Here is a 21459-nt window from a genome sequence, read left to right on the forward strand (position 1 = left end):
GTGACCCGCGGCGCATCGCCGGTTCACCGGCGATGCCGCAGGGGACAGCGGTCGCGCAGCAAATCCGACCGCGCGGACGGTCAATTCCTTTTGCAAAGCGCCCCCGGTTGTGCTTCGCTCCGCGCCGGAGGAGGGGCGCAAGACCCCGTCCGTCATTCAGGGAGGATGACCACATGACGACCCGCAGAACGTTCGCCGCCCTCATGGGCGCCGCGGCCCTGGCCGCGACCGCGCTTCCCGCAGCCGCGCAGGAGGTGACGCTGAAGATGCACCAGTTCCTGCCCGCCCAGGCCAACGTCCCGAAGCTGGTGCTCGACGTCTGGGCCGACAATGTCGAGGCATCCTCGGGCGGCCGCATCGAGGTGGAGCGCTATCCGGCCATGCAGCTGGGCGGCACGCCCCCGCAGCTGATCGACCAGGCCATCGACGGCGTGGCCGACGTCGTCTGGACCGTCGTCGGCTACACCCCCGGCCGCTTCCCCTCGACCGAGGTGTTCGAGCTGCCCTTCCTCGTCACCGACGCCCGGGCCGGGTCTGCCGCCTACTGGCAGATGTTCGAGGAGCACATGCAGGACGAGTTCTCGGAGGTGAAGATCCTCGGCACCTGGATCCACGGTCCCGGCATGATCCATTCCGACGTCCCGGTCGAGACGCCGGAGGACATGCAGGGCCTGAAGATCCGTGGCGCCACGCGGCAGGTCAATGCGCTGCTCCAGACGCTGGGCGCCGAGCCGGTCGGCATGCCGGTCCCGGCCATTCCCGAGGCGCTGTCGAAGGGTGTGATCGACGGCACCACGATCCCGTGGGAGGTGACGCCGTCCCTGAAGCTGACCGAGCTGGTCCAGAACCACACCGAGTTCGAGGGCGCGCATCTCTACAACGTGACCTTCGTGCTGGCGATGAACAAGGATCGCTACGAGAGCCTGCCCGACGACCTGAAGGCGGCCATCGACGAGAATTCCGGGCTCGAGTTCTCGGTCTTCGCGGGCGGCACGCAGTCGGACGCGGACGGCCCCTCGCGCGAGGCGGCGCTGGACGCGGGCAACAACATCATCACGGTCACCGAGGAAGAGGCGCAGGCCTGGCGCGAGGCCGCGCAGCCGGTCTACGACACCTGGCTGGCCGAGATGGAGGCGCGCGGCATCGACGGGCAGGCCCTGATCGACCAGGCCAAGCGCCTCATGGAGGAGTACGAGGGCGAAAGCTGATCCGCGCCCTCGGATGAAACTCGACGGGGCCGATCTCGACCCGAGGTCGGCCCCGATTGCGTTCGGGGGGATTTGAGTATTTGTGAACCCGCGACGGTGGGCGCCCGCCGGCCCGGAGGGGACGGCGCGCGACGGTCGGGGCAGAAGGGGGCAAGGCCATGCTGGGACGGATCGTCGAGGCGCTGGCACGGCTGATGGCCGTGCTGGGCGGGCTGGTCCTGACCGGGCTGATCCTGATGACCTGCCTGTCGATCCTGGGCCGCACGGCGAGCGGGATCCTCAACTCGGACATGGTCCCGGAGGCGCTCGGCGCGGCCCTTCTGGGCCTCGGCATCGGGCCGATCCGGGGCGATTTCGAGCTGGTCGAGGCGGGCATGGCCTTCGTCATCTTCGCCTTCCTTCCGATCACGCAGCTGCATGGCGGCCACGCCTCGGTCGACATCTTCACCGACGCGCTCGGGCCCCGCGCCAACCGGGTGCTGACCCTGCTCTGGGCGTTGCTCTTCGCCGTGGTCATGGTGCTGATCGCCGTGCAGCTCTGGGCGGGGACGCAGGACAAGATGCGCAACGGCGAGACGTCGTTCCTGATCCAGTTCCCGATCTGGTGGGCCTATGCCGCCTCGCTGGTGGGGGCGGTGGTGGCGGCGCTGACCTCGGTCTACATCGCTCTGGTGCGCCTGGCGGAGCTGGTCACCGGCGACGTGATCCTGACCGGCGAGGGGGCGGAGCAGTGAGCGATCTCGCCATCGGGCTTCTGTCCTTCCCGGCCCTCCTGGTCCTGATCTTCCTGCGCGTGCCCATCGGACTCGCCATGTTCACGGCGGGGTTCGTCGGGCTCTGGATCGTGACCGACGGGACGCTGGTGGGCCTGAGCCGGCTGAAGAACGAGACCTATTCGACCTTTTCCAGCTACTCGCTGTCGATCGTGCCGATGTTCCTGCTGATGGGCCATTTCGCGACGCTAGGCGGGATGAGCCAGGCGCTGTTCCGGGCGGCCGAGGGCTTCCTCGGACACAGGAAGGGCGGCGTCGCGATGGCGGCGATCGGGGCCTGCGCAGGCTTCGGGGCGATCTGCGGATCGTCGCTGGCCACCGCGGCCACGATGGGGCGCGTCGCCCTGCCGGAGATGCGCCGCTACGGCTATGATGGCGGCTTCTCGACGGCGACGCTGGCCGCCGGGGGGACGCTTGGCATCCTGATCCCGCCCTCGGTCGTGCTGGTGATCTACGCGATCCTGACCGAGCAGAACATCGCCAAGCTGTTCCTCGCCGCCTTCATCCCGGGGATCCTGGCGGCGCTGGGCTACATCCTCGCGGTGCGCATCTATGTCTGGCGCAACCCCGGGCTCGCCGGCACGCGCGACCCGATCCCGATGGGGCAGCGGCTCCGGCAACTGGGGGCGGTCTGGCCGGTGCTGGTCGTGTTCCTGGCCGTCGTCGGCGGCATCTACGGCGGCATCTTCACCCCGACCGAGGCCGCGGCGGTCGGCGCGCTGGGCACCGGGCTGATCGCGCTGGTCAATGGCGGGCTGACCGGCAGGACCCTGATCGAGAGCTTCATGGTCACGGCGAAGTCCACGGCCATGATCTTCTTCATCGTGCTGGGCGCGGCCTTCTACAACGGCTTCCTCGCCCTGACCCAGGTCCCGCAGGAGATGGCGGACTGGGTCGTCACCCAGGGCTTCGCGCCGCTCACGGTGCTGATCGTGATCCTGGTCTTCTACCTGATCTTCGGCTGCCTGATGGATTCTCTGTCGATGATCCTGCTGACGATCCCGATCTTCTTCCCGGTAATCTCGGTCCTCGATTTCGGTCTGGTCGACCTGATCGCGATGCAGCACGAGGCGGCGCTTGCGGCGCTGGCCTCGGGGGCCGAGATCGCCGGAGAGGTCCGGGCCGAGGTCGAGGCGCTGATCGCCGCGGGCGCCGAGATCCCGCGCGAGCTGCAGCAGGCGATCGACATCCGCGTGACGCAGGGCATGGCCGACCGGATCGCGACGGAACAGACCGCGATCTGGTTCGGCATCCTCGTGCTGATCGTGGTCGAGGTTGGGCTGATCACGCCGCCGGTGGGCATGAACCTGTTCGTGCTGAACTCGATGGACCGCGCGACGCCGATCGTGCGGACCTATCGCGCGGTGGTCTATTTCGTGGGGACGGATATCGTGCGCGTGGCGATCCTAGTGGCCTTCCCGGCGATCACGCTGTTCCTGATCTGAGGGGGGAGGGGGCTCTGCCCCCGTCGCGCTGCGCGCGACTCCCCCGGAGTATTTTCGGCCACAGGAAGGAGGGGACGATGTTCTCGTTGGATGAACTGGAAGCGGCGGCCGAACCGGTGCACCGTCAGGTGCCCGCCTCGCCGCAGCTGCGCTGGCCGCTGCTGGACGAGGCGACCGGCGCGCGGGTGATCGTCAAGCACGAGAACCACAACCCGACCGGCGCTTTCAAGGTGCGCGGCGGCGTGACCTTCGTCGAGTGGCTGCGGCGGACGCATCCGGACTCGCCCGGGATCGTCACTGCCACGCGGGGCAATCACGGACAGAGCCAGGCGCGCGCCGCCGTGGCGGCCGGGCTGCGGGCCGTGGTCTACGTGCCCGAGGGGAACTCGCCCGAGAAGAACGCGGCGATGCGGGCCTGGGGCGCGGATCTGCGGGTGCACGGCACCGACTTCGACACCGCGCGGGAAGAGGCGTTCCGTGTCGCCGAGGCCGAGGGCCTGACCATAGTGCCGCCCTTCCACCGGGAACTGGTGCGCGGCGTCGCCACCTATGCCTGGGAGCTTCTGTCGGCGGAGCCGGGGATCGAGACGCTTTACGTGCCGATCGGCTGCGGCTCGGGCATCTGCGGCTGCATCGCGGCGCGAGACGCGCTGGGCCACCGGGCCGAGATCGTCGGCGTCGTCTCCGAGAACGCGGCCTGCGCGCAGCTCTCGGTGGCGGCGGGGCGGCCGGTCGAGACGAACTCCGCCGCGACCTTCGCCGACGGGATGGCGGTGCGGGTGCCCGTGCCCGAGGCGCTGGCGATCTACGGGCGGGGGGCCGCGCGGATCGTCGACGTGTCGGACGGGCTGATCGCCGAGGCGGTCCGGCTCTACTGGACCGCGACCCACAACGCCGCCGAAGGGGCGGGGGCCGCACCGCTGGCCGCGCTGCTGAAGGAGCGGGAGGCGATGGCGGGGCGGGAGGTCGCCGTGATTCTCTGCGGCGGAAACATCGACGCCGACAGGATGGCGACGGTCCTGACCGGGGGCACCCCCGCGCCCTGATCCGGCGCGCTTTCGCCGAAGGCGCGCGACGATCCGCCGGACCCCCCGTCGCAGTCGGCATTTCGCCATCATCGCCACGACCGGCGCCACGAGTTTCCGCCGCCGCTCCGCACTCTCGCCCCGTTCGGGGGGTCATCTGGCACGGAGAGTCGCGAGGTATGCCGATGCCGATCACGAGAAAGCACCTGCCGCTGTTCGGACTGGGCCTGATCGCGGCCTGGACGACCCTGGCCGCCGGGGTCGAGGCCGACGACCTGGAGGTCGACCGCGGCTTCCTGCCGCCGGGCACCCGCGGCCTTCTGAGCGAGTACAGCATGGGCGCGCTGCTGGGCGCGATGCTGACGCTGATTGCGGTCACGCTGATCGTGGTCCGGCTGTCGCGCGGCCAGCGGCGCGAGCTGCGGCGCGAGGTGCTGGGCCTGTCCGAGGGCCCGCGCTTCGCGGTGGTCGACGCCATGGTCCATTGCGTCTGGCGCGGCGGCGAGATCAACGAGGACCGCCTGGCCCGCGCGCTGCAGATCGCGCGCGAGGCGATCGGCATGGACTTTTCGGAGGCGCATCTGCGCGAGGCGGCGCTGCGGGCGGACCGCCTGATCGGGCCGGGCACCTTCTGGCACATGCGCGACGGCATGACCCGCGGCGAGCGGATGGTGGTGTTCAACGCCGCGCTCTCGGTCCTGCTGGAGGACGGGCCGCTGACGCCGGGCGACCGCGCGATGCTCAAGTCGCTGTCGCGCGGGCTGCGGCTGCGCCGCGACGACCTGCGCGATCTCGGGCGTCTGATCCCGCAATGACCTGGTCGAGCCCCTTCGCCGCGGTCGTCGCGGCGCTGCTCCTTCTCCTGCTGCCGCTCTCGCCGGCGCAGCTGCTTCTGTCTGACGGGATGACGACCGAGCTGCGCCGCGTCGCCACGCTGGACGGAACGCCCGACCTTGCGCTCTGCCGTCGGGTCGAGACGCGCAGCGTCGGCATGGTGCCCTACTGGGTCTCGTCCGGCGGCTACGTCCTGTCGGAGGCGGAGTGCGACCTGCAGAGGCACTGGGCGCCGCCGGCCCCGATCCCGGTGCTGAAGGCCGAGGGACAGCTGTCGCAGGCCGTGCCCGACGTTCCGCGCTTCTCGATCTGGGAGCGGATCCGGGGCCATCTGGGCCTGCTGATCCTGGCGGCGTTCGGCCTGGTCTCGGCCGGGATGTCGCTGGCGCGGTGGCGGATGCGGCTGGTCAGGATGGAGATCCTGGGCCTGCAGGACGGCCCGGTCTTCCGCCTGCTCGACGCGATGTGCCACGCCGCCGCCCTGGCCTCGCCGCCGGACCCGGACGTGGTCCTGCATATCCGCGACCTCGCACGGGAGCTGACGGGCCTGGACTACACCGGCGCCCATATCGAGGCCGCGATCGAGCGGACGGAGCCCCTGCGCAAGCCGGGTGACTTCCACCGCTTCGGCGTGTCGCTGAAGCCGCGGCAGAAGGCGATGCTGCTGGAAGGCGTGCTGAGCGTGGTGATGGTCGACGGGCGGCTGCGCGAGGCCGAGGCGCGGTTCTGCGCCGACATGGTGCGCGGGCTGGGGCTGGCGCGGTCGGAGGCCTGGGCGGCGCGATCCCGCGTGCTCAGGCGGCGAGCAGGCGCAGTCCCTGCGTGACGTCGGCGCGCACGGCAAGTCGCAGCCCGGGCTCGTCCCCCGCGCGCAGCGCGGCGACGATCAGGCGATGGTTGCGCGGCAGGTCGGTGCGATTGAGCCGGCCGTAGAGGCTGCGCATCGTGGGGCCGAGCTGCAGCCAGACAGTCTCGGCCATGGCCAGCATCGCGGGTGCCTGCGCACGCAGGTAGAGCGTCCGGTGGAATTCGAGGTTGGTGCGGATGTAGCCCGAGGCGTCGTGCTTGGCGATCTGCTCGGCGATGGCGGTATTGATCTTCTCCATCCGGTCGATCAGCGCGAAATGCGCGCGCGGAAGGGCGCGGACCGCCAGCTCCGGCTCGAGCAGGGAGCGGAGCGCGGCGAGCTCCTCGATGCGGTCGTTCGACAGCGCCGGCGTGGTGATTCGCCCCGAGGCGGAGAGCGACAGCGCCCCCTCGGCCACCAGCCGGCGCAGCGCCTCGCGCACCGGGGTGACCGAGACGCCGTAGTCGCGGCCGATGCCGCGCAGCGTGAGCGACGCCCCGGGCTCCAGCTCTCCGTGCATGATGCGGGCGCGGAGCGACCGGTAGAGCCGGTCATGCGCGGCGCCCGCGCCCTCGGGAAGGGGGTTGAGAAGCATGGCGCCCAGTGTCGCCTTTGCCGAGGCCGGGTCAACAGGTGGCATCACTCCGCCGGTTCTGGAACCGCGTCGAAGCGGATCGCATGGAGCCCCGCGCCCTCCCTGCGCAGCCAGTCGCGGCGGGGCTTCCAGTCCGGGCAGATCGCGCCGACCTGTGCCCAGAAGCGCGGGGAGTGGTCCATGTGCACCAGATGCGCGACCTCATGCGCGGCGACGTAGTCCAGCACCTCGGCCGGCGCCATCACCAGCCGCCAGGAGAACATGAGGTCCCCCCGCGACGTGCAGGAGCCCCAGCGCGAGCGCGTATCCCGCAGCGTGATCCGGCCCGCGCTTCGCCCGATGGCGGCGGCGTGGCGGTCCACGGCCTCCGTCAGGTGCGAGCGCGCCATCTCGCGCAGCAGCGCCTGGACGCGGGTGCCGGCCTGCGGGTCTTCGGGGACGGCGATCTCGGTCCCCGTCCAGCGCGCGGCGCGGCCCTGGCCCGCGACCACCGGCACCTCCCTGCCCAGAAGCGGCACGACCCCGCCGATGGCGACGCGGCGCGGCGTCGGGGCGGCGGCGACCTGCCGCGCGATCCAGCCCGCCTGCGCGGCGACGAAGGCGCGGCCCTCGGCCAGCGGCGTCCTCGCCGGCAGCGTCAGCGTGACGGCTCCGTCGGTCCGGCCGACCCGGAGCGACAGCCGCCGGGCCCGGCCCGACCGGCGGATGGCGACGGTCACGCCCGGCAGGCCGGGCAGCGCGATCGTGTCGGGCATCGGACGCCTTTCCTCGGGGTTGCCAGGACGGGGGGGCTGTGGCATGGCATCCTATTCCCCGACCGGCGGATGGTGCCGGTATGCTGTGAAGGATGCGACATGCCCAAGGATGAATGGGGCGTCAAGCGGGTCTGCCCGACGACCGGCAAGCGCTTCTACGACCTGAACAAGGACCCGATCGTCAGCCCCTACACGGGCGAGGTCGTCACCGTCGACACCGGCGCCAGGACCCGGATCCTGACGGCCGACAAGGACGACATCGACGCCAAGAAGAAGGGTGTCGAAGACGACGATCTGCTGCTCGACGATGACGACGTCGATATCGAGGACGACGACGACGCCGCCGAGACGGGCGACGACGTGCTCGATGACGAGGACGACGAGACGGTCTCGTTGGACGATCTCGCCGATGTCGACGCCGACAAGGACGACGACTGAGATCGCGGCCGATGCGCCGGACGACGATATCGACCCGCAGGGGCCCTGCCGCGCTACGCGCGTGCGGGGGCTTTTCGGGACCTCTCGGCTGGGCGATTTCGTCCGACGTTTGAATGGCTGGCGCGGGCGGGTTTTTCCGCTTGCGCCGCCCCCGCCGCGCCTTTAGGACGCGGCGCACGGATGGGGCCTTAGCTCAGTTGGTAGAGCGCTTGCATGGCATGCAAGAGGTCAGGGGTTCGACTCCCCTAGGCTCCACCATATCCTCCTTATGATTCAAGATCAGTCATTCGTCGGCCTCGTTTTGACAGGCTGGCCAGGGCATTTGGCCGACTCCTTCGTCTGCTCGTGAGGCGCTACAAGCGGGACCACGGCGGCGCCTGTCGCTTGGAGGCCATCAGGGGCCTGTGTGACGGCCTTTCGGCTCCCGGAGGCCGGGCAGGGGGCAGTTGGCAGGGACGCGTGGAATGACTTCGCGAGAATCGGCATCGTCGGCAAAGGAGCCCTCGAAAGGCCGCTGACCGCTGCGTCCGTGAAAGGCAGCTCGCCCTCTCTCTCGATCAAAGGCAAAGGGGCATCAGCATGACGGGCAGCAGCGTCCAGACGCTGGCGATCAGCGCGGCGATCCCCAGCACGAGGCTGATCCGGCGCAGGGCGGGCACGCCGGAGCCGAAGCGCTGTCCTTGCAGCGCGACGAGAAGGCCTGCCTGGAGCGAGACGGCCAGCACCATCGCGGCGACCAGCGCCGCGCGGCCAGCGCCGGAATCCAGCTCCAGTCCCGTCCAGGCGTCGGAGCAGACGAGCCCCTCCAGCCCGTAGACCGCGCTGAACGACGCGAGCCAGAGCGAGAGGGGCGCCGCAATCCGCAGAAGCTCGGTCATGTCAGCCAGCCCGGCAGCCAGATCGCCACAAGGCCGATCACCGTCACCGCGGCCGCGTGGTCGGTCCAGAGGCGCAGCACGTGGACGGGTCCGGACCGCGCCGCCGATAGGCGCGCGCGCAGCGCCGCCGCCAGGACGACCAGGCTCATCAGGCCCGGGACGCCCGCGTGCAGGATGGCGTGCCCGGCCAGGACCCAGGCCACGGCGTCATAGGCATGCGCGTCGTGGGACGTGCCGGCCATCACGGTGACCGCGGCGGCGACGAGCGCCCCGCACCCCGCCGTCACGGCGCCTAGGGGCACCAAGGGAAGCCGGCCGCGCCGCAGCCTCCGTTGGGCCAGGCGAATGCCGAGGCAGGCGAGCAGCGAGCCGATACCGGCCAGTGCCGGGCTCGCCCATCCGGAGTGAAGGTAGCTCGGCGGCGGCCAGTTCGGCGCGACGGTCCAGAGGAAAGCGTATCCGAAGAGCAGCGAGCCGAAGAGCGTGAGGCTGGTCCCGATCAGGAACAGGGAGCCCCACCAGCCTGGCGGATCGGCGGAATCCGAGGCCAGCGGCAGCCGGAGCCCGTGCCCCACCGCCTGCGGCCCGGCGTCCGCGTCGGTGCCCAGGCACCAGACCCAGCGTATGGCCATCGCCGCGACCACGAGCGCGGCCAGCGGTACGAGCCAGTAGGTCTTGAGCAGGAGGCCGAGGAAGATCCCCCCCGTCGCCGCCGACATCGCGATCGGCAGCGCCGTGTTCCCCGGAAGGACCACGACCTGGACGGGCCGTCCGCTCGCCACGTCGACCGCGAGGATCTCCCGCCGGCCTCGCTCGGCACCGGCGAGGTAGCCCTCGCCACGCGCGATGCGGACCGGCAGGTCCGGGTCGGCCCAGAGCGGATCGCGGTCGGCCACCTCGGGCAGGCTGGCGAAGTTGTAGGCGGCGGGCGGCGTCGGCATGGCCCATTCGAGCGTGCCGGCCCCCCAGGGATTCCGTGTTCCGCGGGCGGCGATCAGCGCGTTGACGAGGACGTCGAGGATCACCAGCGCGAAGCCGATCGCAAGGACGAAGCTGCCGATCGAGGCGACGAGGTTGAGGAGGCTCCAGGCGTCGTCCGGCCCGAAGGTGAAGGTCCGCCGCCGCTGGCCCAGCAGCCCGGCCCAGTGAACCGCGAGAAACGTGACGTGGAACGAGACCGCGACCAGCCAGAAGGCGATCTCGCCGATGCGGAAGAAGCGCCGCCGCCCCGTCAGGTGCGGCAGCCAGTAGTAGAGCCCCGCAAGCATCGGAAAGACGAAGCCCCCGACCAGGACGTAATGCAGGTGCGCCACGATGAAGTGGGTGTCGTGGACCTGCCAGTCGAAGGGGACGACCGCGACCATGACGCCCGTCAGCCCGCCGATGACGAAGGTGGCGAAGAAGGATAGCAGCCACAGCATCGGCAGGCGCAGCGCCGGCCGGCCCTTCCAGAGCGTGCCGATCCAGGCGAAGATCTGCACTGCCGTGGGCACCGCGACCAGCGTCGATGCGGCCGAGAAGAAGGCCAGTCCCATATGGGGAATGCCGGTGGTGAACATGTGGTGCACCCAGAGCCCGAAGCTCAGCACCCCCAGCGACACAGCGGCCGCCACGATCCAGCCGTAGCCCAGAAGCGTCGTGCGCGCGAGCACGGGCAGGACGGTCGAGACGATGCCCGCCGCGGGCAGGAAGATGATGTAGACCTCGGGGTGCCCGAACAGCCAGAAGAGGTGCTGCCAGAGCAGGCTGTCGCCGCCTTCCGCGACCTGGAAGAAGGGCATGCCGAAGGCGCGCTCGAGCTCCAGCAGGATCGAGCCGAGGATGAGCGGCGGAAATCCCGTCAGGATCATCACCGCCGTGACCAGCGCGTACCACCCGAAGATCGGCATCCGGTCGAGCGACATGCCCGGCGCGCGGCAGCGCAGCACCGTCACCGTGATCTCGACCGCGGCGCAGATGGCCGAGATCTCGACGAAGGTGATCCCGATCAGCCAGAAATCCGTGTTGATCCCGGGCGCGTAGATCGGGCCGGTGAGGGGCGGGTACATGAACCAGCCGCCATCCGGCGCGATCCCGGCCAGCAGCGCGAAGATCAGCATCGCGCCCCCGAAGGCGTAGCACCAGAAGCCGTAGGCGGTGAGGCGCGGGAAGGCGAGGTCGCGCGAGCCCAGAAGCTTCGGCAGCAGGTAGACCGCGACCCCCTCGAAGAGCGGGATCGCGAACAGGAACATCATGATGGTGCCATGCATCGTGAAGACCTGCGCATAGACCTCCGGCCCCATGAAGGCCGAGCGCGGCGAGGCGAGCTGCGCGCGGATCAGCATGGCGAGGATGCCGCCGATCACGAAGTAGAGGGCCGCGACGAACAGGAACATGCGGCCCAGATCCGTATGGTTCACGGTCGTCAGCCAGCCGCGCCAGCCCGGCTCGGAGGCCCAGACCCGCCCGAGCGCCTTGTGCAGGCGGATTGCGCTCATGTCGGCGCGTCCGCCAGGAAGGCCCGCCATGCCTCGGGATCGTGGGCCCTCACGATGAAGCCGTGCCCCAGATAGCCCGGCCCGTTATATTCCGAGCTCGCCCCCGCATAGTCGCCCGGCGCCCAGGCCTCGAGGCGCAACACGTTCACATGGCCGGGAATGGCGTCGATCTTGCCGGCCAGGCGCGGCGCCCAGAAGCTGTGGATCACGTCCTCCGTGGTGATCCGGACGTCCACGGGACGGCCGGCAGGGATGTGCAGAACGCCACGGGTCACGCGGCCCGGCGCGTCGTCGTAGGTGAACCGCCAATCCCACTGCCGCGCCACCGCGCCGACGCCGACCACCTCGGGCGCGGGCCGGGGCAGCAGCCGCTCCCCCACCCAGAGCGCGGAGGCGAGCAGCGCCGCCAGGACGGTCAGCGGGAAGCCCAGCCCGAGCCCGAGGATCCAGACGCGCTCGCGCCTCGCCCCGGCTCCGGCCTCGGCCCCGCTTTCGCGGAAGGCCAGCAGCAGGAGCGCCATGACGAGGACGAAGATGGCGCCGCCCCCCGCGAGCATGATCCACCAGAGACGGGCGATCGTCTCCGCCGCCGGACCCGCCGGATCGAGCATCGAGAAGGCCCCCTCGCAACCGGCCAGAGCCGCCGGCGTTGAGACCCAGACAAGCTGGCGCGGAAAGGAGATCCGATGGCACGCAAATCGGTGCGCAAACGGATAGAGGAACTCCAGGATCCGATCGAGGAACACCCGGGATACGAGGAGACCGAGTCGCGGGTCGGGCTGTGGGGCCATCCGCTCCACGCGATGAGCGTCGCCTTCCCCGTCGCGCTGACCTTCTGCACCTTCGGGGCGGATGCGCTCTACTGGCTCTCCGGGGAGCCGTTCTGGGCCAAGGCCGCGCTCTGGGCGGCCGGGACCGCCTTCCTCTTCGGGCTCGCCGCCGCGGCTACCGGCACGGCGGAGATCCTGCTGGTGCCGGGCATCCGCATCCGCGCGGCCGCCTGGACCCATTTCGTCATCGCCGTGCTGCTGCTGGCGCTGCTCGGGGCGAACTGGGGCTATCGCCTCTACGGCTGGGAGACGGCGGTGCTGCCCTACGGCCTGCTCCTGTCGGGCTTCAACACCGTCGTCGTGATGGTGACGGGCTGGCATGGGGGCGCGCTCGTCTTCCATTACCGCCTCGGCACGTCGAAAGGCAGCTGAACGTCCCGCGGCGCGACCAGCCAGTCCGGAAACGGAATCTCTCCCGGATCGGGTTTCGCGAGCACCAGCGCCAGGATGGCCAGGATCGGCAACGACAGCAGCAGCGTCGGCACCAGCGGCCTGGGCGGCTCGTGCGCCTGGGGTTGTTCGGCCACCGCCGAGATCGTGTGCCCGACCCAGGCGTGGGACACCACCAGGAGCGCCACGAAGATCAGCTTGGCGAACATCCAGGGCACGAAGGCCTCGCGCAGGAACACCAGAAGCGCTCCGGACGCGATCGCCAGAACGGCGGCAGGCGTGATCACGAAGATGTAGCCGTAATGCGTCGCGCGGCGGACGCGGCCGTAATCCGACTGGCTGATGGCCCGGTCGTGCCGGGACAACATCAACGGCAGCGCGAAGAGACCCGCGCACCACAGCACCAGCATCGAGATGTGCAGCGCCTTGAGATGCGCCGTCGCGGGCGACAGCCAGTCGATCAAACCGTCCCCTCCGTCAGCCCGCGCCAGCCCCGGCGCATGATCAGGGCGGCCCAGGCGAGGAACGGGATACCGGCCGGAATCCACATCAGCAGCCCGCCGAGCTGCTGGTCGCGCAGGGGCGTCAGGTCCCATTCGAAGGGCGCGAGCGCATGCGCCTCATAGAGCGGCCCCGGCGCCAGCGTCAGCAGCGCGCCCAGCAGGGCCATCTGCATCCAGGAAACGAAGATCAGCGCGAGCGCCGGACCCACGGGCCGACCCGGCGGGAGCACCGCGCGCCAGAAGGCGGTGAAGGCCCAGAGCAGCGAGAGCTGCATCGCCCAATAGGCAGGCACCCATGACAGGGCGAGATCGTAGGCCGCCGGCAGGTGCCACGCCCAGAGTATCAGCGTCGAGGCGAGAAGGGCGACGCTGCCCGCGCGCGGCACCCCCGCGGGCCAGGCCCGCGCCAGGAGCGGCGCCGCGACGCCGATCAGCAGGACATGGTGGACGACCCGCGCCGAGAACAGCGCGGCCGAAAGCGCGCAGAGAGGCGAGACGAAGGCCAGGACCAGCGCGGCGACCGCCAGCAGCCCCGAGCGGGAGCGCCTGAGCCAGAAACCGAGCGCCCCCAGGGCCAGGAGAAGCACCGGATCGAGGTTCCAGCGCAGCCAGAGCTCCGCCGGAACCGGCGCGGGGCCGCAATAGATCGTGTTCCAGGTCTCCGGCATCATCGCGGCGTCTCCGCGCTTCGGCGGATCATCGGCTTCGGCCGAATGGCATCGCGGCGAGAAGGCCGTGGGTCCCGTCCCGGCCCCGAAAGGCCCGGTTCGACCCGCCGGCATGCGCCGCCCGATCCTCCGTCATGGCCGCGGCCCGGCCCCGCCCGACGACCCGTCGTCGCGAAGGGTCCTGGGGGAGGCACGTCCGAGGCTTCCTGTGTCGAAAGGACCTGGCGCCGGATGGCGCAGGGGCCGGTGAACGGGTGGATGAACACGACTCTCGCTCGTCCCGCGCGTCAGGCGAAGGCCATGTGGATCGCCGCGAGCGCGGTCAGGACGGAGCCGGCGCTCACCGCGGCCCACCCGCGCGTGACGACGGCGGCAGTTATCCCCGCCTTCGCCCCCTTCGGAATTCGATCGGCCTGCGGCATGGTTGCGTCCTCCAAGGCGGTCCTTGCCGCGCAGGACACGCCATCCGCCTCCGCGCCCGCGACTCCTGCGCTCCATTAGGAAACGGTGGCGACCTGAAGCGGTTCCCGGTGGCGGACGCCGTAGGAGAAATTACTGCGGGCGCCGGGGCCCGCGCAACTTGCCTCGCCGAGGATGATGGCGTCCCGTCAGATCGCGAGGAGCGGCAAGCCGGTCTCCGGGTCGGTGCGACGCCGCAGGTGGTCGGGTGCGACCGTGACGAGGACCTCGAGCGTCGGATGGACGCGGCCCTCGAGGAGGTGGCCGCCATAGGCGCGCCCGTCCCGCTTCGACACGACGATATGGGGATGCAGCTTCACCTCGTCGCCCATGACGGCGAAGTCCCCGACCAGCGTGGCGACCTCGACCTGCTCGTCGAGGACGGTGCGGACGTAGTCCTTCTTCTGGAAGTCGAAGAAGCCGAGCACCACCGACGAGAAGGCGCCGAGGCCGGTGAAGCGCCCGGCGGTCACATCATGGGCCCGGGCGAAGGCGAGGAGGCTCTCGACCGCCTCGTCCCCGTCGTCGAGGGCCACCACGAAGGACGTCTCGCCCCGGGCATCGAGTTTCTTGCTGCGCATCGCCGGTCCTCCCATGATCCGAGCCTCTGCCCGGAAACAATGACCGAGCCGGAGAAATCGTTCCCTGGGGACGGGGCGCCTCAGTCGGGCCGATGCGACGATGCCGGGCCTCCGGCTCGCGCCTCCGCCGAGGCAGGCGCGCCGCCCCCCTCGCTTGCCTGCGGGGCCGCGGCGGGCGGACCGTCTCCGAGGGCGTAGAGATAGGCGGCCATGTCGCGGGCGACCGGCTCCGCGACGCCGAGATCCGGCATCGCGCTGAGCGGATCCACGGCCTGCGGGTCCATGATCCAGCGCACCATCGCCTCCGGCCGGTTGGGCAGGACGCCGGCGATGTAGCGCCGTTCGCCCGCCTCGCCCAGCGGCGGGCCGACGCGCAGGTCGGATGTCCCGACGACGCCGGGGATCACGTGGCAGGATCGGCAGCCATGCAGCCGCATCGCCATCCGCCCGCGCTCCGGGTCGGCATCCGCGAGGACGTTGGGGCCGATGGACGGAGCGGCCTCCCCGTCGGGCGGCGGCAGGGCACCCGCCTCGGAGAGCAGGGAACGATACTCCGCGGGGGACAGCGTCGGCAGCGCCTCGACCAGTGCCGTGAGCCGCCACATCTCGGCCTCGGTGAGCCGGAACCGCCAGGAGGGCATGCCGCTCATCTTCAGGCCGTCGCGGATGAACCAGAAGATTTCCCCGGGGGGACGTTCCCGCGCGGCGGCGACGAGGTTGGGAGGGGCCGGAACCATGCCCAGGGCGAAGGGGGCGGGCGGCAGGCCCGGCGCGCCGTGGCAGGTCGCGCAATGCGTCTGGAACAGGGCCGCGTCCTCCGCCGCCGCCTCGGGCCGCCAGTCCTCGGGCAGTTCGACCTCCGAGGCGTCCGCTGCCACCACCGCGTCGCGCACGAGGCCCAGGCCGCGATAGAGCCAAGGCGGATGCTGGCGCGCGGCGGAGAGGTCGTGGAACCCGCCGAGCACGAACGCGCCCGCCCCGGCGAGGACGAGGGTGACGGCGGCCGTGACCGCGATGAGGCGCAGCCGTCCGCTCATCGCTCGCCCGCCGCATGGAGATAGACCGCAAGCCGCCGGGCCTCCTCCGGCGAGAGGCCCAGATCGGGCATGGCCGAGAGCGGGTCGACTTCCTGCGGGTCGGCGATGAAGCGGGCGAGCCCCTCGAGCGTGTTCGGGATGACGCCGGCCACGTAGACCTGCCGCGCCATCGCGTCGAGCGGCGGACCGGTGCGGCCATCGGCGCCCGGGACGCCGGGGATGACGTGGCAGGTCCCGCAGCCGTGCCGGGCGATCAGGGCGCGGGCGGCCTCCTCCGCATCGGCCGGAGCCGGGGCGGCCAGCGCGGCAAGGATGAGCACGGCCCTCACGGCGACCGCTCCGAGCGGGCCTCGAGGTCGCGCAGGAGGGCTGCCACGATGGCCACGGCCGCGCCGACGAGGACCGCGCAGCACGGCACCCACATGATGAGCCCGGCCAGTTGCTGGTCCTGCAGGGGTGACAACCCCCAGGCGCCGCCCTCGTAGACCGGATACCAGAGCGTGCGCGAGGTGGTCAGAAGGGCCGCGAGCGCGCAGGACTGGACGGCGGTCGCGAACACGGCGAGCAGCGCGCGGGCGCGGCCCTCGCCTCGGGAGGGCTCGATCACGGCGGACCAGAACAGGAGCGCCGCCGCCAGGAACGACGCGTGCTGGAGGACGTGCAGGCGGAGGTCGAGTACGGCCGCCTGGTGCAGTGGCGGGGCGTGCCAGACCCAGAGCGTGACGAAGTAGACGGCCCAGGCCCCGGCGGGGGTCGACGCGACGCGCCACAGGGCCCCGATCGGTCCGCGCGCCGGGACGCTGCGCCATCGCGCCGGCAGCACCCAGAGCAGAGCGAGGCCCGGCCGGCCGAGCACGAGGAGCGGCGCGGCCAGGAGCATGAGCCCGAAATGCTGGATCATGTGCGCCGACAGGAGCCGGTCCGCCGCCCGGTCGAGCGGCGACAGCAGGAGCATGGCGGCGAGCGCGAGGCCGGCGGCGAACAGCGCCGCCCGGGTCCGCGTGACGCCGCGCCACGCCCCCGCCTGGCGGCGCAGGCGCATGAGGCCGGCGAGATAGAGCGTGCCCGCCGCGAGGATTGCCGCGGCGGCGAGAAGGTCCGGGCCCACGGCCGCGCCGCCGTCATGCGCCATGGCCGGGCCGGTGGAGAGGAGGAGCAGGGGAAGGGCATGTCTCATCGGTCGATCCCCGCGCAGACAGAAAGCCAGAAGGACGCGCCGTATTCGATGGCGATGCCGGTCAGGGCCGCGGCGCAGAGCATGAGCCCGACCAGCGCCATCATCCGCAGCCGGCCCTCCGAGCGCTCCGAGCGGACCCGGCCCGAGCGGCGCAGGGCATGCAGTGCGGCCCAGGCCCCGACCATGCAGAGGCCTGTCGAGACGACCGTGAGCAGATGGTAGGGCCAGCGTGTCCCGAGGTCGCAGAGCCAGGGCACCATCGCGTAGCCGATCCCCTGATGCAGCGCCCAGGCCGCCGGGCCGCAGACCCAGCCGAGCCAGGGCGTCAGCGCCTCGCGCCCCTCCTGCGCGGCGCGCACCTTCTCGCGTCCGTCCTTCGGGCTCGTGTCGCGTCCGAGGTGGAAGATGTCCGGCATCGCCCGCCCTCACAGCAGCCGCGGCGCCCAGTAGAGCACCAGGTAGATCGGAAGGAATACGCCCGCGACGAAGTACCAGTAGAGCGTGTCGACGACGACGCCGAGCTGCCGCTCGGGCGTGAAGTAGCCGCGCCAGGCCAGGACGGCGACGACCGCCGTGCCGACGATCGCCGAGACGACATGCGTGTAGTGGAACCCGGTCACGGCCCAGAGGATCGAGCCATAGGCGTGCTCGTCCCAGCGGATATCGAACTCGGCGATCTGGATCGAGCGGAAGACGAGGGCGAGGGAGGCGAGGCCGACGCTCGCCGTGACGCCGAGCGCGAGCTGGCGCCTGCGCCCGGCATCCGACCCCTTGCCGGCCCACCACATCGTCAGGCTGCTGAGCGGCAGCACGAACAGGACCAGCGTCGGCCAGAGCAGCGCCGGCGGGTCCACCCCGTCGGGCGGCCAGGCCTCGGCCTGCGCGGCGAGGTAGAAGTAGCTCGTCAGCAGGTTGGCCACCACGGCGGCCTCGATGGCCACGGCGCCGAGGATCCCCCACCAGAGCGGGTGATCATGCGGCGCGAAGCGGCTCAGCTCGGCGGCGTCGACCTCGATACGGTGTTCCATCCCGGTCAGTCCTCCCTCCAGGGGCGCCGCGGCCAGAACCACAGCACGAAGGTCACGAAGGCGGCGAAGAACCCCAGGACGTAGGCCCAGGGCGTGAAGATCAGCCCGAGGAACGCGGCCGAGGCCACAAGCGCGCTGACGAAGGGCCAGGGCGTCGGGCCGGGCAGGACCTGCACCGCATGCGGCCGCGCGTCGAGCACGGTGGTCACGATCGTCTCGCGCCGGTCGGTCCGCAGCCCCCCGACATGGGCGCTCACCTCCGCGCGGCGGCGGTCCCAGACGGGATTGCCGCTCTGCACGACCGCCTGCCGGGCGAAGTTGCAGTTGAGCGGCGGCGAGGTCGTGGCCCATTCCAGCGTCGGCCCGTCCCAGGGGTCGTCGCCCGCCGGCGCGCCCCGGCGCAGGCTGAGCGCGGCGTTGGCGAGCGTGATGGCGAAGCCGAGCGCCAGGATCGCCGAGCCGGCCGTGGCGAGCTGGTTGAGCAGCGTCCAGCCGGTTTCCGGCAGGTAGGTGTAGACCCGCCGCGGCATTCCTTCGAGCCCGAGCTGGTGCATGGGGAAGAAGGCGAGGTTGAAGCCGACGAAGACCAGCCCGCAGCTCCAGCGGCCAGCCCGCTCGCTCATCATCCGGCCGGTGGCCTTCGGGAACCAGTAGTAGAGCCCCGCGAGCAGCGGGAAGACCGAGCCGCCGACCAGCACGTAGTGGAAATGCGCGACCACGAAGTAGCTGTCATGGACCTGCCGGTCGAAGGGCACCGAGGCCACCATCACGCCGGTCAGCCCGCCGGCGATGAAGATGGCGAAGAAGCCCAGCACGAAGAGCATGGGCGTCGCGAAGCGGACCCTCGCGCCCCACATCGTCGCGATCCAGCAATAGACCTGCACGCCCGAGGGAATGGCGATCATGGCCGAGGCGGCCATGAAGAAGGACCGGCCCATCAGCGGCAGCCCGGTGGTGTACATGTGGTGCACCCAGAGCCCGAAGCTGACCATGCCGATGCCGACGATGGCGAGCACGAGCGCGGCGTAGCCGAAGACCGAGCGCCGGGTAAAGGTCACCACGATGCTGGTGACGATCCCCAGGGCGGGCACCAGGATGATGTAGACCTCCGGGTGGCCGAAGAACCAGAACAGATGCTGCCAGAGCAGCGGCGAGCCGCCGAGCGCGGCGTCGAAGAAGGCGGTGTCGACCAGCCGGTCCATCATCAGCAGCGCGCTCGCCACGATCACCGAGGGCATGGCGAAGAGGATCATGAAGCTCATCACCAGCACCGCCCAGACGAAGATCGGCATCCGGTCGAGCGACATGCCCGGCGCGCGCAGCTTCAGGATGGTGACGATGAGCTCGACCGCGGCGGTCAGCGCCGAGACCTCGATGAAGGTGATCATCGTGGTCCAGACGTCGATGCCGTATCCGGCGGAGAACTCCTTCGACGAGAGCGGGACGTAGTTGAACCAGCCCGCGTCGGGCGCGAGGCCGAAGGGCAGCGACAGGAAGAACACCGTGCCGCCGATCAGGTAGACGTAGTATCCGAAGGCGTTGAGCCGCGGGAAGGCCATGTCGCGCGCGCCGACCATCAGCGGCGCGAGGTAGATCGCCGCCCCCTCCATCGCCGGGATCGCGAAGAGGAACATCATCGCCGTGCCATGCACGGTCATCACCTGGTTGTAGGCCTCGGGTCCGAGCACGTCGTTCAGCGGCTGCGCAAGCTGGAGCCGCATGGCCAGCGCGAGGAGACCGGCGAGCGCGAAGAAGACCAGCGAGGTGATGATGAAGCGCCGCCCGATATTGGTGTGGTTGACATGGGTGAACCACGCGAGGAAGCCGGGCGGCGATTGCCAGGTCCGTTCCAGCTCGGCGAGCTCGGCCTCGCCCAGCCCGTCGCGGCCGCCGCGGACGTAGTCGGGCAGGCCCTCCGGCTCGGCGCCGTGGCCCCTGGCGCCGCCGGCGCCGCGGCCCCTCGTGCCGTCGGGGGCGGTCGCATCGGTCATTCGAGGGACTCCAGGAAGTCGAGCAGCGCGTGCAGGTCCTCGGGCTCGGGGATGCGGGACGGCATCTTCGCCCCGGGCTTGATCGTATGCGTCGAGGTGATCCAGCCGCCGAGATTGCCGCGGGAATTGGGGATGGTCGCCGCAGCCAGCGTCTGGCGGGACGCGAGGTGGGTCAGGTCCGGCCCGTCCTCGCCATCGGCAGAGGTGCCACGCACGGTATGGCACTCCGCGCAGCCGATCCGGTCGAACACGGCGAGGCCCTCGGGCTCGGTGACGCGATGCGGCTCGGCCTGGGCGGCGAGCCAGCGCGCGAAGTCGCCCGGTGGCTCGGCCACGACGACGAAGCCCATCAGCCCGTGCTGGAGACCGCAGAACTCGGCGCATTGCCCGCGCCACGTGCCGGGCGTTTCGGGCTCCGCGTAGAGGAGGTTGACCTTTCCGGGGATGAGGTCGGTCTTGCCCTGGAGGTTGGGCGCCCAGAAGCTGTGGATCACGTTGTCGGAGACGAGCCGCAGCCGCGCGCGCCGTCCGACGGGAAGGTGCAGCTCGTTGGCGGTGACGGCCACCACCTCGCCGTCCTCGTCGAGATAGCGGAACTCCCACCACCAGAGCTCGCCCCTGACCTCGATCCAGGGCCCGTCGGCGCCGCCCGGCCCCTCGACCTCGTCGCCGATCACGACGCCGGAGATCGCGACCGCCACGATGGCCAGAAGCGGGGCCGCCACCCCGCCCGCGACCACGAGCAGGACCGAGGCCCGGAACGAGATCCGCCGCGGCTCGCCCCGGCGGTGCAGGTTCGCGCCGACCAGCACGAGGCCGAGCGTCACGATCAGGACGAAGATCGCCGAGGCGAACATCCACCAGCCGAGCGATGCCACGAGCCGGGCGTCGGGGCTCGCGGGAGCCAGGACGCCCCCCGCACCGTCGCACCCGGCAAGGGCGAAGGCGGACGCGACAGCCGCGAGGCGGCAGACGCGCATCGGCTCAACCCACCGGATGAGCCGCCGCGCTGAGCAGCGCAAACCGTTCCGGACGACTGTCGAGGCGCGTGTGCTGGACGACGACGGGCGCGTCCGACTGGATGAGCACGGCGTAATCGGTGTCGCGCGGCACCGGCTCGGGATCGTCGAGGTCGTTGGCGCGCAGATGCAGCGTGCGCTGCGCCGGGACGGTGGCGCGGTAGGGGCCGACGGGCGGCCGGTCCGCGAAGTAGAGCGTGATCTCCAGATGCGCAGGGCTGTCGCCGGCATTCAGGAGGCAGAAGGCCTCATGGCTCTCCAGCGCCCGGTCCCCCTCGATCCCGCGGCTGGGGATGAAACCCTCCGCGATGACCCATCTTCTCGATCCGATCTCGACCATGTCGCGCTCCGCTGTTGGCCCCGCCGGTGGCCCTGCGGGACGCCTCGGCAGGCACGTCGCGCGCGCCCCGTATCCGTCCGGGTTCCAACGGCGGACCGCGCGCTCGCGTTCCGAAAAATCCGAAAAACTTCGGACCCTGACCGGGCCGGAGGGGGTTCCAG

General features: G+C 71.0%; 25 protein-coding genes and 1 tRNA gene. 9 read left to right on the top strand and 17 right to left on the bottom strand.

The window, feature by feature from the left end:
• Window positions 1–173 precede the first annotated feature (173 nt).
• The 6 genes from DR046_RS09600 (at window position 174) to DR046_RS09625 (ending at window position 6111) form a co-directional block, all read left to right on the top strand.
• Window positions 174–1208 carry a TRAP transporter substrate-binding protein gene (locus tag DR046_RS09600; RefSeq protein ID WP_115382166.1) on the top strand — a complete coding sequence of 345 codons (1035 nt, stop codon included), beginning with the start codon at window positions 174–176 and terminating at the stop codon, window positions 1206–1208.
• Window positions 1209–1366: 158 nt separating this feature from the next.
• Window positions 1367–1942 (top strand): TRAP transporter small permease, encoded by a 576-nt coding sequence (locus DR046_RS09605; protein WP_115382167.1) that lies wholly within the window; start codon window positions 1367–1369, stop codon window positions 1940–1942.
• Window positions 1939–3426: a TRAP transporter large permease gene (locus DR046_RS09610; RefSeq protein WP_115382168.1), complete on the top strand. Its 1488-nt coding sequence runs from the start codon at window positions 1939–1941 to the stop codon at window positions 3424–3426. Before DR046_RS09605 ends, DR046_RS09610 begins: the two co-directional genes overlap by 4 nt.
• A gap of 77 nt (window positions 3427–3503) precedes the next feature.
• Window positions 3504–4472, top strand: a complete 969-nt coding sequence (locus tag DR046_RS09615; RefSeq protein WP_115382169.1) for a threonine dehydratase — start codon at window positions 3504–3506, stop codon at window positions 4470–4472.
• Between the two features lie 164 nt (window positions 4473–4636).
• Window positions 4637–5266 (top strand): hypothetical protein, encoded by a 630-nt coding sequence (locus DR046_RS09620; RefSeq protein WP_135227283.1) that lies wholly within the window; start codon window positions 4637–4639, stop codon window positions 5264–5266.
• On the top strand, window positions 5263–6111 hold the full coding sequence (locus tag DR046_RS09625; RefSeq protein WP_115382171.1) for a hypothetical protein: 849 nt from the start codon (window positions 5263–5265) through the stop codon (window positions 6109–6111). The genes DR046_RS09620 and DR046_RS09625 overlap by 4 nt, the downstream gene beginning before the upstream one ends.
• Here DR046_RS09625 and DR046_RS09630 read toward each other — a convergent pair.
• Complete coding sequence (locus tag DR046_RS09630) at window positions 6080–6727, bottom strand: GntR family transcriptional regulator (protein WP_115382172.1); 648 nt, start codon at window positions 6725–6727, stop codon at window positions 6080–6082. The genes DR046_RS09625 and DR046_RS09630 overlap by 32 nt on opposite strands.
• Before the next feature lie 44 nt (window positions 6728–6771).
• Complete coding sequence (locus DR046_RS09635) at window positions 6772–7482, bottom strand: M48 family metallopeptidase (RefSeq protein ID WP_115382173.1); 711 nt, start codon at window positions 7480–7482, stop codon at window positions 6772–6774.
• A gap of 99 nt (window positions 7483–7581) precedes the next feature.
• On the opposite strand from DR046_RS09635, the gene DR046_RS09640 reads away from it, so the two are divergent.
• Both DR046_RS09640 and DR046_RS09645 read left to right on the top strand, forming a co-directional pair.
• Complete coding sequence (locus DR046_RS09640; protein ID WP_115382174.1) at window positions 7582–7920, top strand: TIGR02300 family protein; 339 nt, start codon at window positions 7582–7584, stop codon at window positions 7918–7920.
• 182 nt (window positions 7921–8102) lie between these two features.
• Window positions 8103–8178, top strand: a tRNA-Ala gene (locus tag DR046_RS09645).
• A gap of 299 nt (window positions 8179–8477) precedes the next feature.
• On the opposite strand, the gene DR046_RS09650 is transcribed toward DR046_RS09645, so the two are convergent.
• Genes DR046_RS09650 through DR046_RS09660 form a run of 3 tightly spaced genes read right to left on the bottom strand, consistent with a single transcriptional unit; the run spans window position 8478 to window position 11886 of the window.
• Complete coding sequence (locus DR046_RS09650) at window positions 8478–8798, bottom strand: hypothetical protein (protein WP_115382175.1); 321 nt, start codon at window positions 8796–8798, stop codon at window positions 8478–8480.
• Complete coding sequence (gene ctaD / locus DR046_RS09655) at window positions 8795–11275, bottom strand: cytochrome c oxidase subunit I (RefSeq protein ID WP_115382176.1); 2481 nt, start codon at window positions 11273–11275, stop codon at window positions 8795–8797. Before ctaD (DR046_RS09655) ends, DR046_RS09650 begins: the two co-directional genes overlap by 4 nt.
• Window positions 11272–11886, bottom strand: coding sequence for a cytochrome c oxidase subunit II (locus DR046_RS09660; RefSeq protein ID WP_245190890.1), 615 nt, complete (start codon window positions 11884–11886; stop codon window positions 11272–11274). The genes ctaD (DR046_RS09655) and DR046_RS09660 overlap by 4 nt, the downstream gene beginning before the upstream one ends.
• A 75-nt stretch (window positions 11887–11961) precedes the next feature.
• Here DR046_RS09660 and DR046_RS09665 point away from each other — a divergent pair, with 75 nt between their 5' ends.
• Entirely contained in the window at window positions 11962–12477 is a 516-nt protein-coding gene (locus DR046_RS09665) for a DUF2231 domain-containing protein (protein ID WP_115382177.1), read from the top strand.
• Here the strand turns inward: DR046_RS09665 and DR046_RS09670 are convergent.
• From DR046_RS09670 to DR046_RS09720, 12 genes are all read right to left on the bottom strand, one after another.
• Window positions 12447–12959: a CopD family protein gene (locus DR046_RS09670; protein ID WP_115382178.1), complete on the bottom strand. Its 513-nt coding sequence runs from the start codon at window positions 12957–12959 to the stop codon at window positions 12447–12449. The two genes, DR046_RS09665 and DR046_RS09670, sit on opposite strands and share 31 nt — an antisense overlap.
• Window positions 12956–13669, bottom strand: a complete 714-nt coding sequence (locus tag DR046_RS09675; protein WP_245190891.1) for a cytochrome c oxidase assembly protein — start codon at window positions 13667–13669, stop codon at window positions 12956–12958. The genes DR046_RS09670 and DR046_RS09675 overlap by 4 nt, the downstream gene beginning before the upstream one ends.
• 284 nt (window positions 13670–13953) lie before the next feature.
• Window positions 13954–14088, bottom strand: a complete 135-nt coding sequence (locus tag DR046_RS24615; protein ID WP_280652831.1) for a hypothetical protein — start codon at window positions 14086–14088, stop codon at window positions 13954–13956.
• 186 nt (window positions 14089–14274) lie between these two features.
• Window positions 14275–14706 carry a PPC domain-containing DNA-binding protein gene (locus tag DR046_RS09680; RefSeq protein WP_115382179.1) on the bottom strand — a complete coding sequence of 144 codons (432 nt, stop codon included), beginning with the start codon at window positions 14704–14706 and terminating at the stop codon, window positions 14275–14277.
• An 80-nt stretch (window positions 14707–14786) separates the two neighbouring features.
• Entirely contained in the window at window positions 14787–15743 is a 957-nt protein-coding gene (locus DR046_RS09685) for a c-type cytochrome (RefSeq protein WP_115382180.1), read from the bottom strand.
• Window positions 15740–16072 carry a c-type cytochrome gene (locus DR046_RS09690; RefSeq protein WP_115382181.1) on the bottom strand — a complete coding sequence of 111 codons (333 nt, stop codon included), beginning with the start codon at window positions 16070–16072 and terminating at the stop codon, window positions 15740–15742. The genes DR046_RS09685 and DR046_RS09690 overlap by 4 nt, the downstream gene beginning before the upstream one ends.
• Entirely contained in the window at window positions 16069–16920 is an 852-nt protein-coding gene (locus tag DR046_RS09695; protein WP_115382182.1) for a cytochrome c oxidase assembly protein, read from the bottom strand. Before DR046_RS09695 ends, DR046_RS09690 begins: the two co-directional genes overlap by 4 nt.
• Window positions 16917–17336: a hypothetical protein gene (locus tag DR046_RS09700; protein WP_115382183.1), complete on the bottom strand. Its 420-nt coding sequence runs from the start codon at window positions 17334–17336 to the stop codon at window positions 16917–16919. The genes DR046_RS09695 and DR046_RS09700 overlap by 4 nt, the downstream gene beginning before the upstream one ends.
• 9 nt (window positions 17337–17345) lie before the next feature.
• A complete protein-coding gene (locus tag DR046_RS09705) occupies window positions 17346–17948 on the bottom strand; it encodes a cytochrome c oxidase subunit 3 (RefSeq protein WP_115382184.1) in 603 nt (200 codons plus the stop codon).
• Window positions 17949–17953: 5 nt separating this feature from the next.
• Window positions 17954–19939: a cytochrome c oxidase subunit I gene (ctaD, locus tag DR046_RS09710; RefSeq protein ID WP_115382185.1), complete on the bottom strand. Its 1986-nt coding sequence runs from the start codon at window positions 19937–19939 to the stop codon at window positions 17954–17956.
• Entirely contained in the window at window positions 19936–20817 is an 882-nt protein-coding gene (locus DR046_RS09715; RefSeq protein WP_167767039.1) for a cytochrome c oxidase subunit II, read from the bottom strand. The genes ctaD (DR046_RS09710) and DR046_RS09715 overlap by 4 nt, the downstream gene beginning before the upstream one ends.
• Window positions 20818–20923: 106 nt before the next feature.
• Window positions 20924–21298 carry a sensory rhodopsin transducer gene (locus tag DR046_RS09720; RefSeq protein WP_115382187.1) on the bottom strand — a complete coding sequence of 125 codons (375 nt, stop codon included), beginning with the start codon at window positions 21296–21298 and terminating at the stop codon, window positions 20924–20926.
• Window positions 21299–21459 lie beyond the last annotated feature (161 nt).

The sequence above is a fragment of the Jannaschia formosa genome (genome assembly GCF_003340555.1).
GTDB lineage: Bacteria > Pseudomonadota > Alphaproteobacteria > Rhodobacterales > Rhodobacteraceae > Jannaschia > Jannaschia formosa.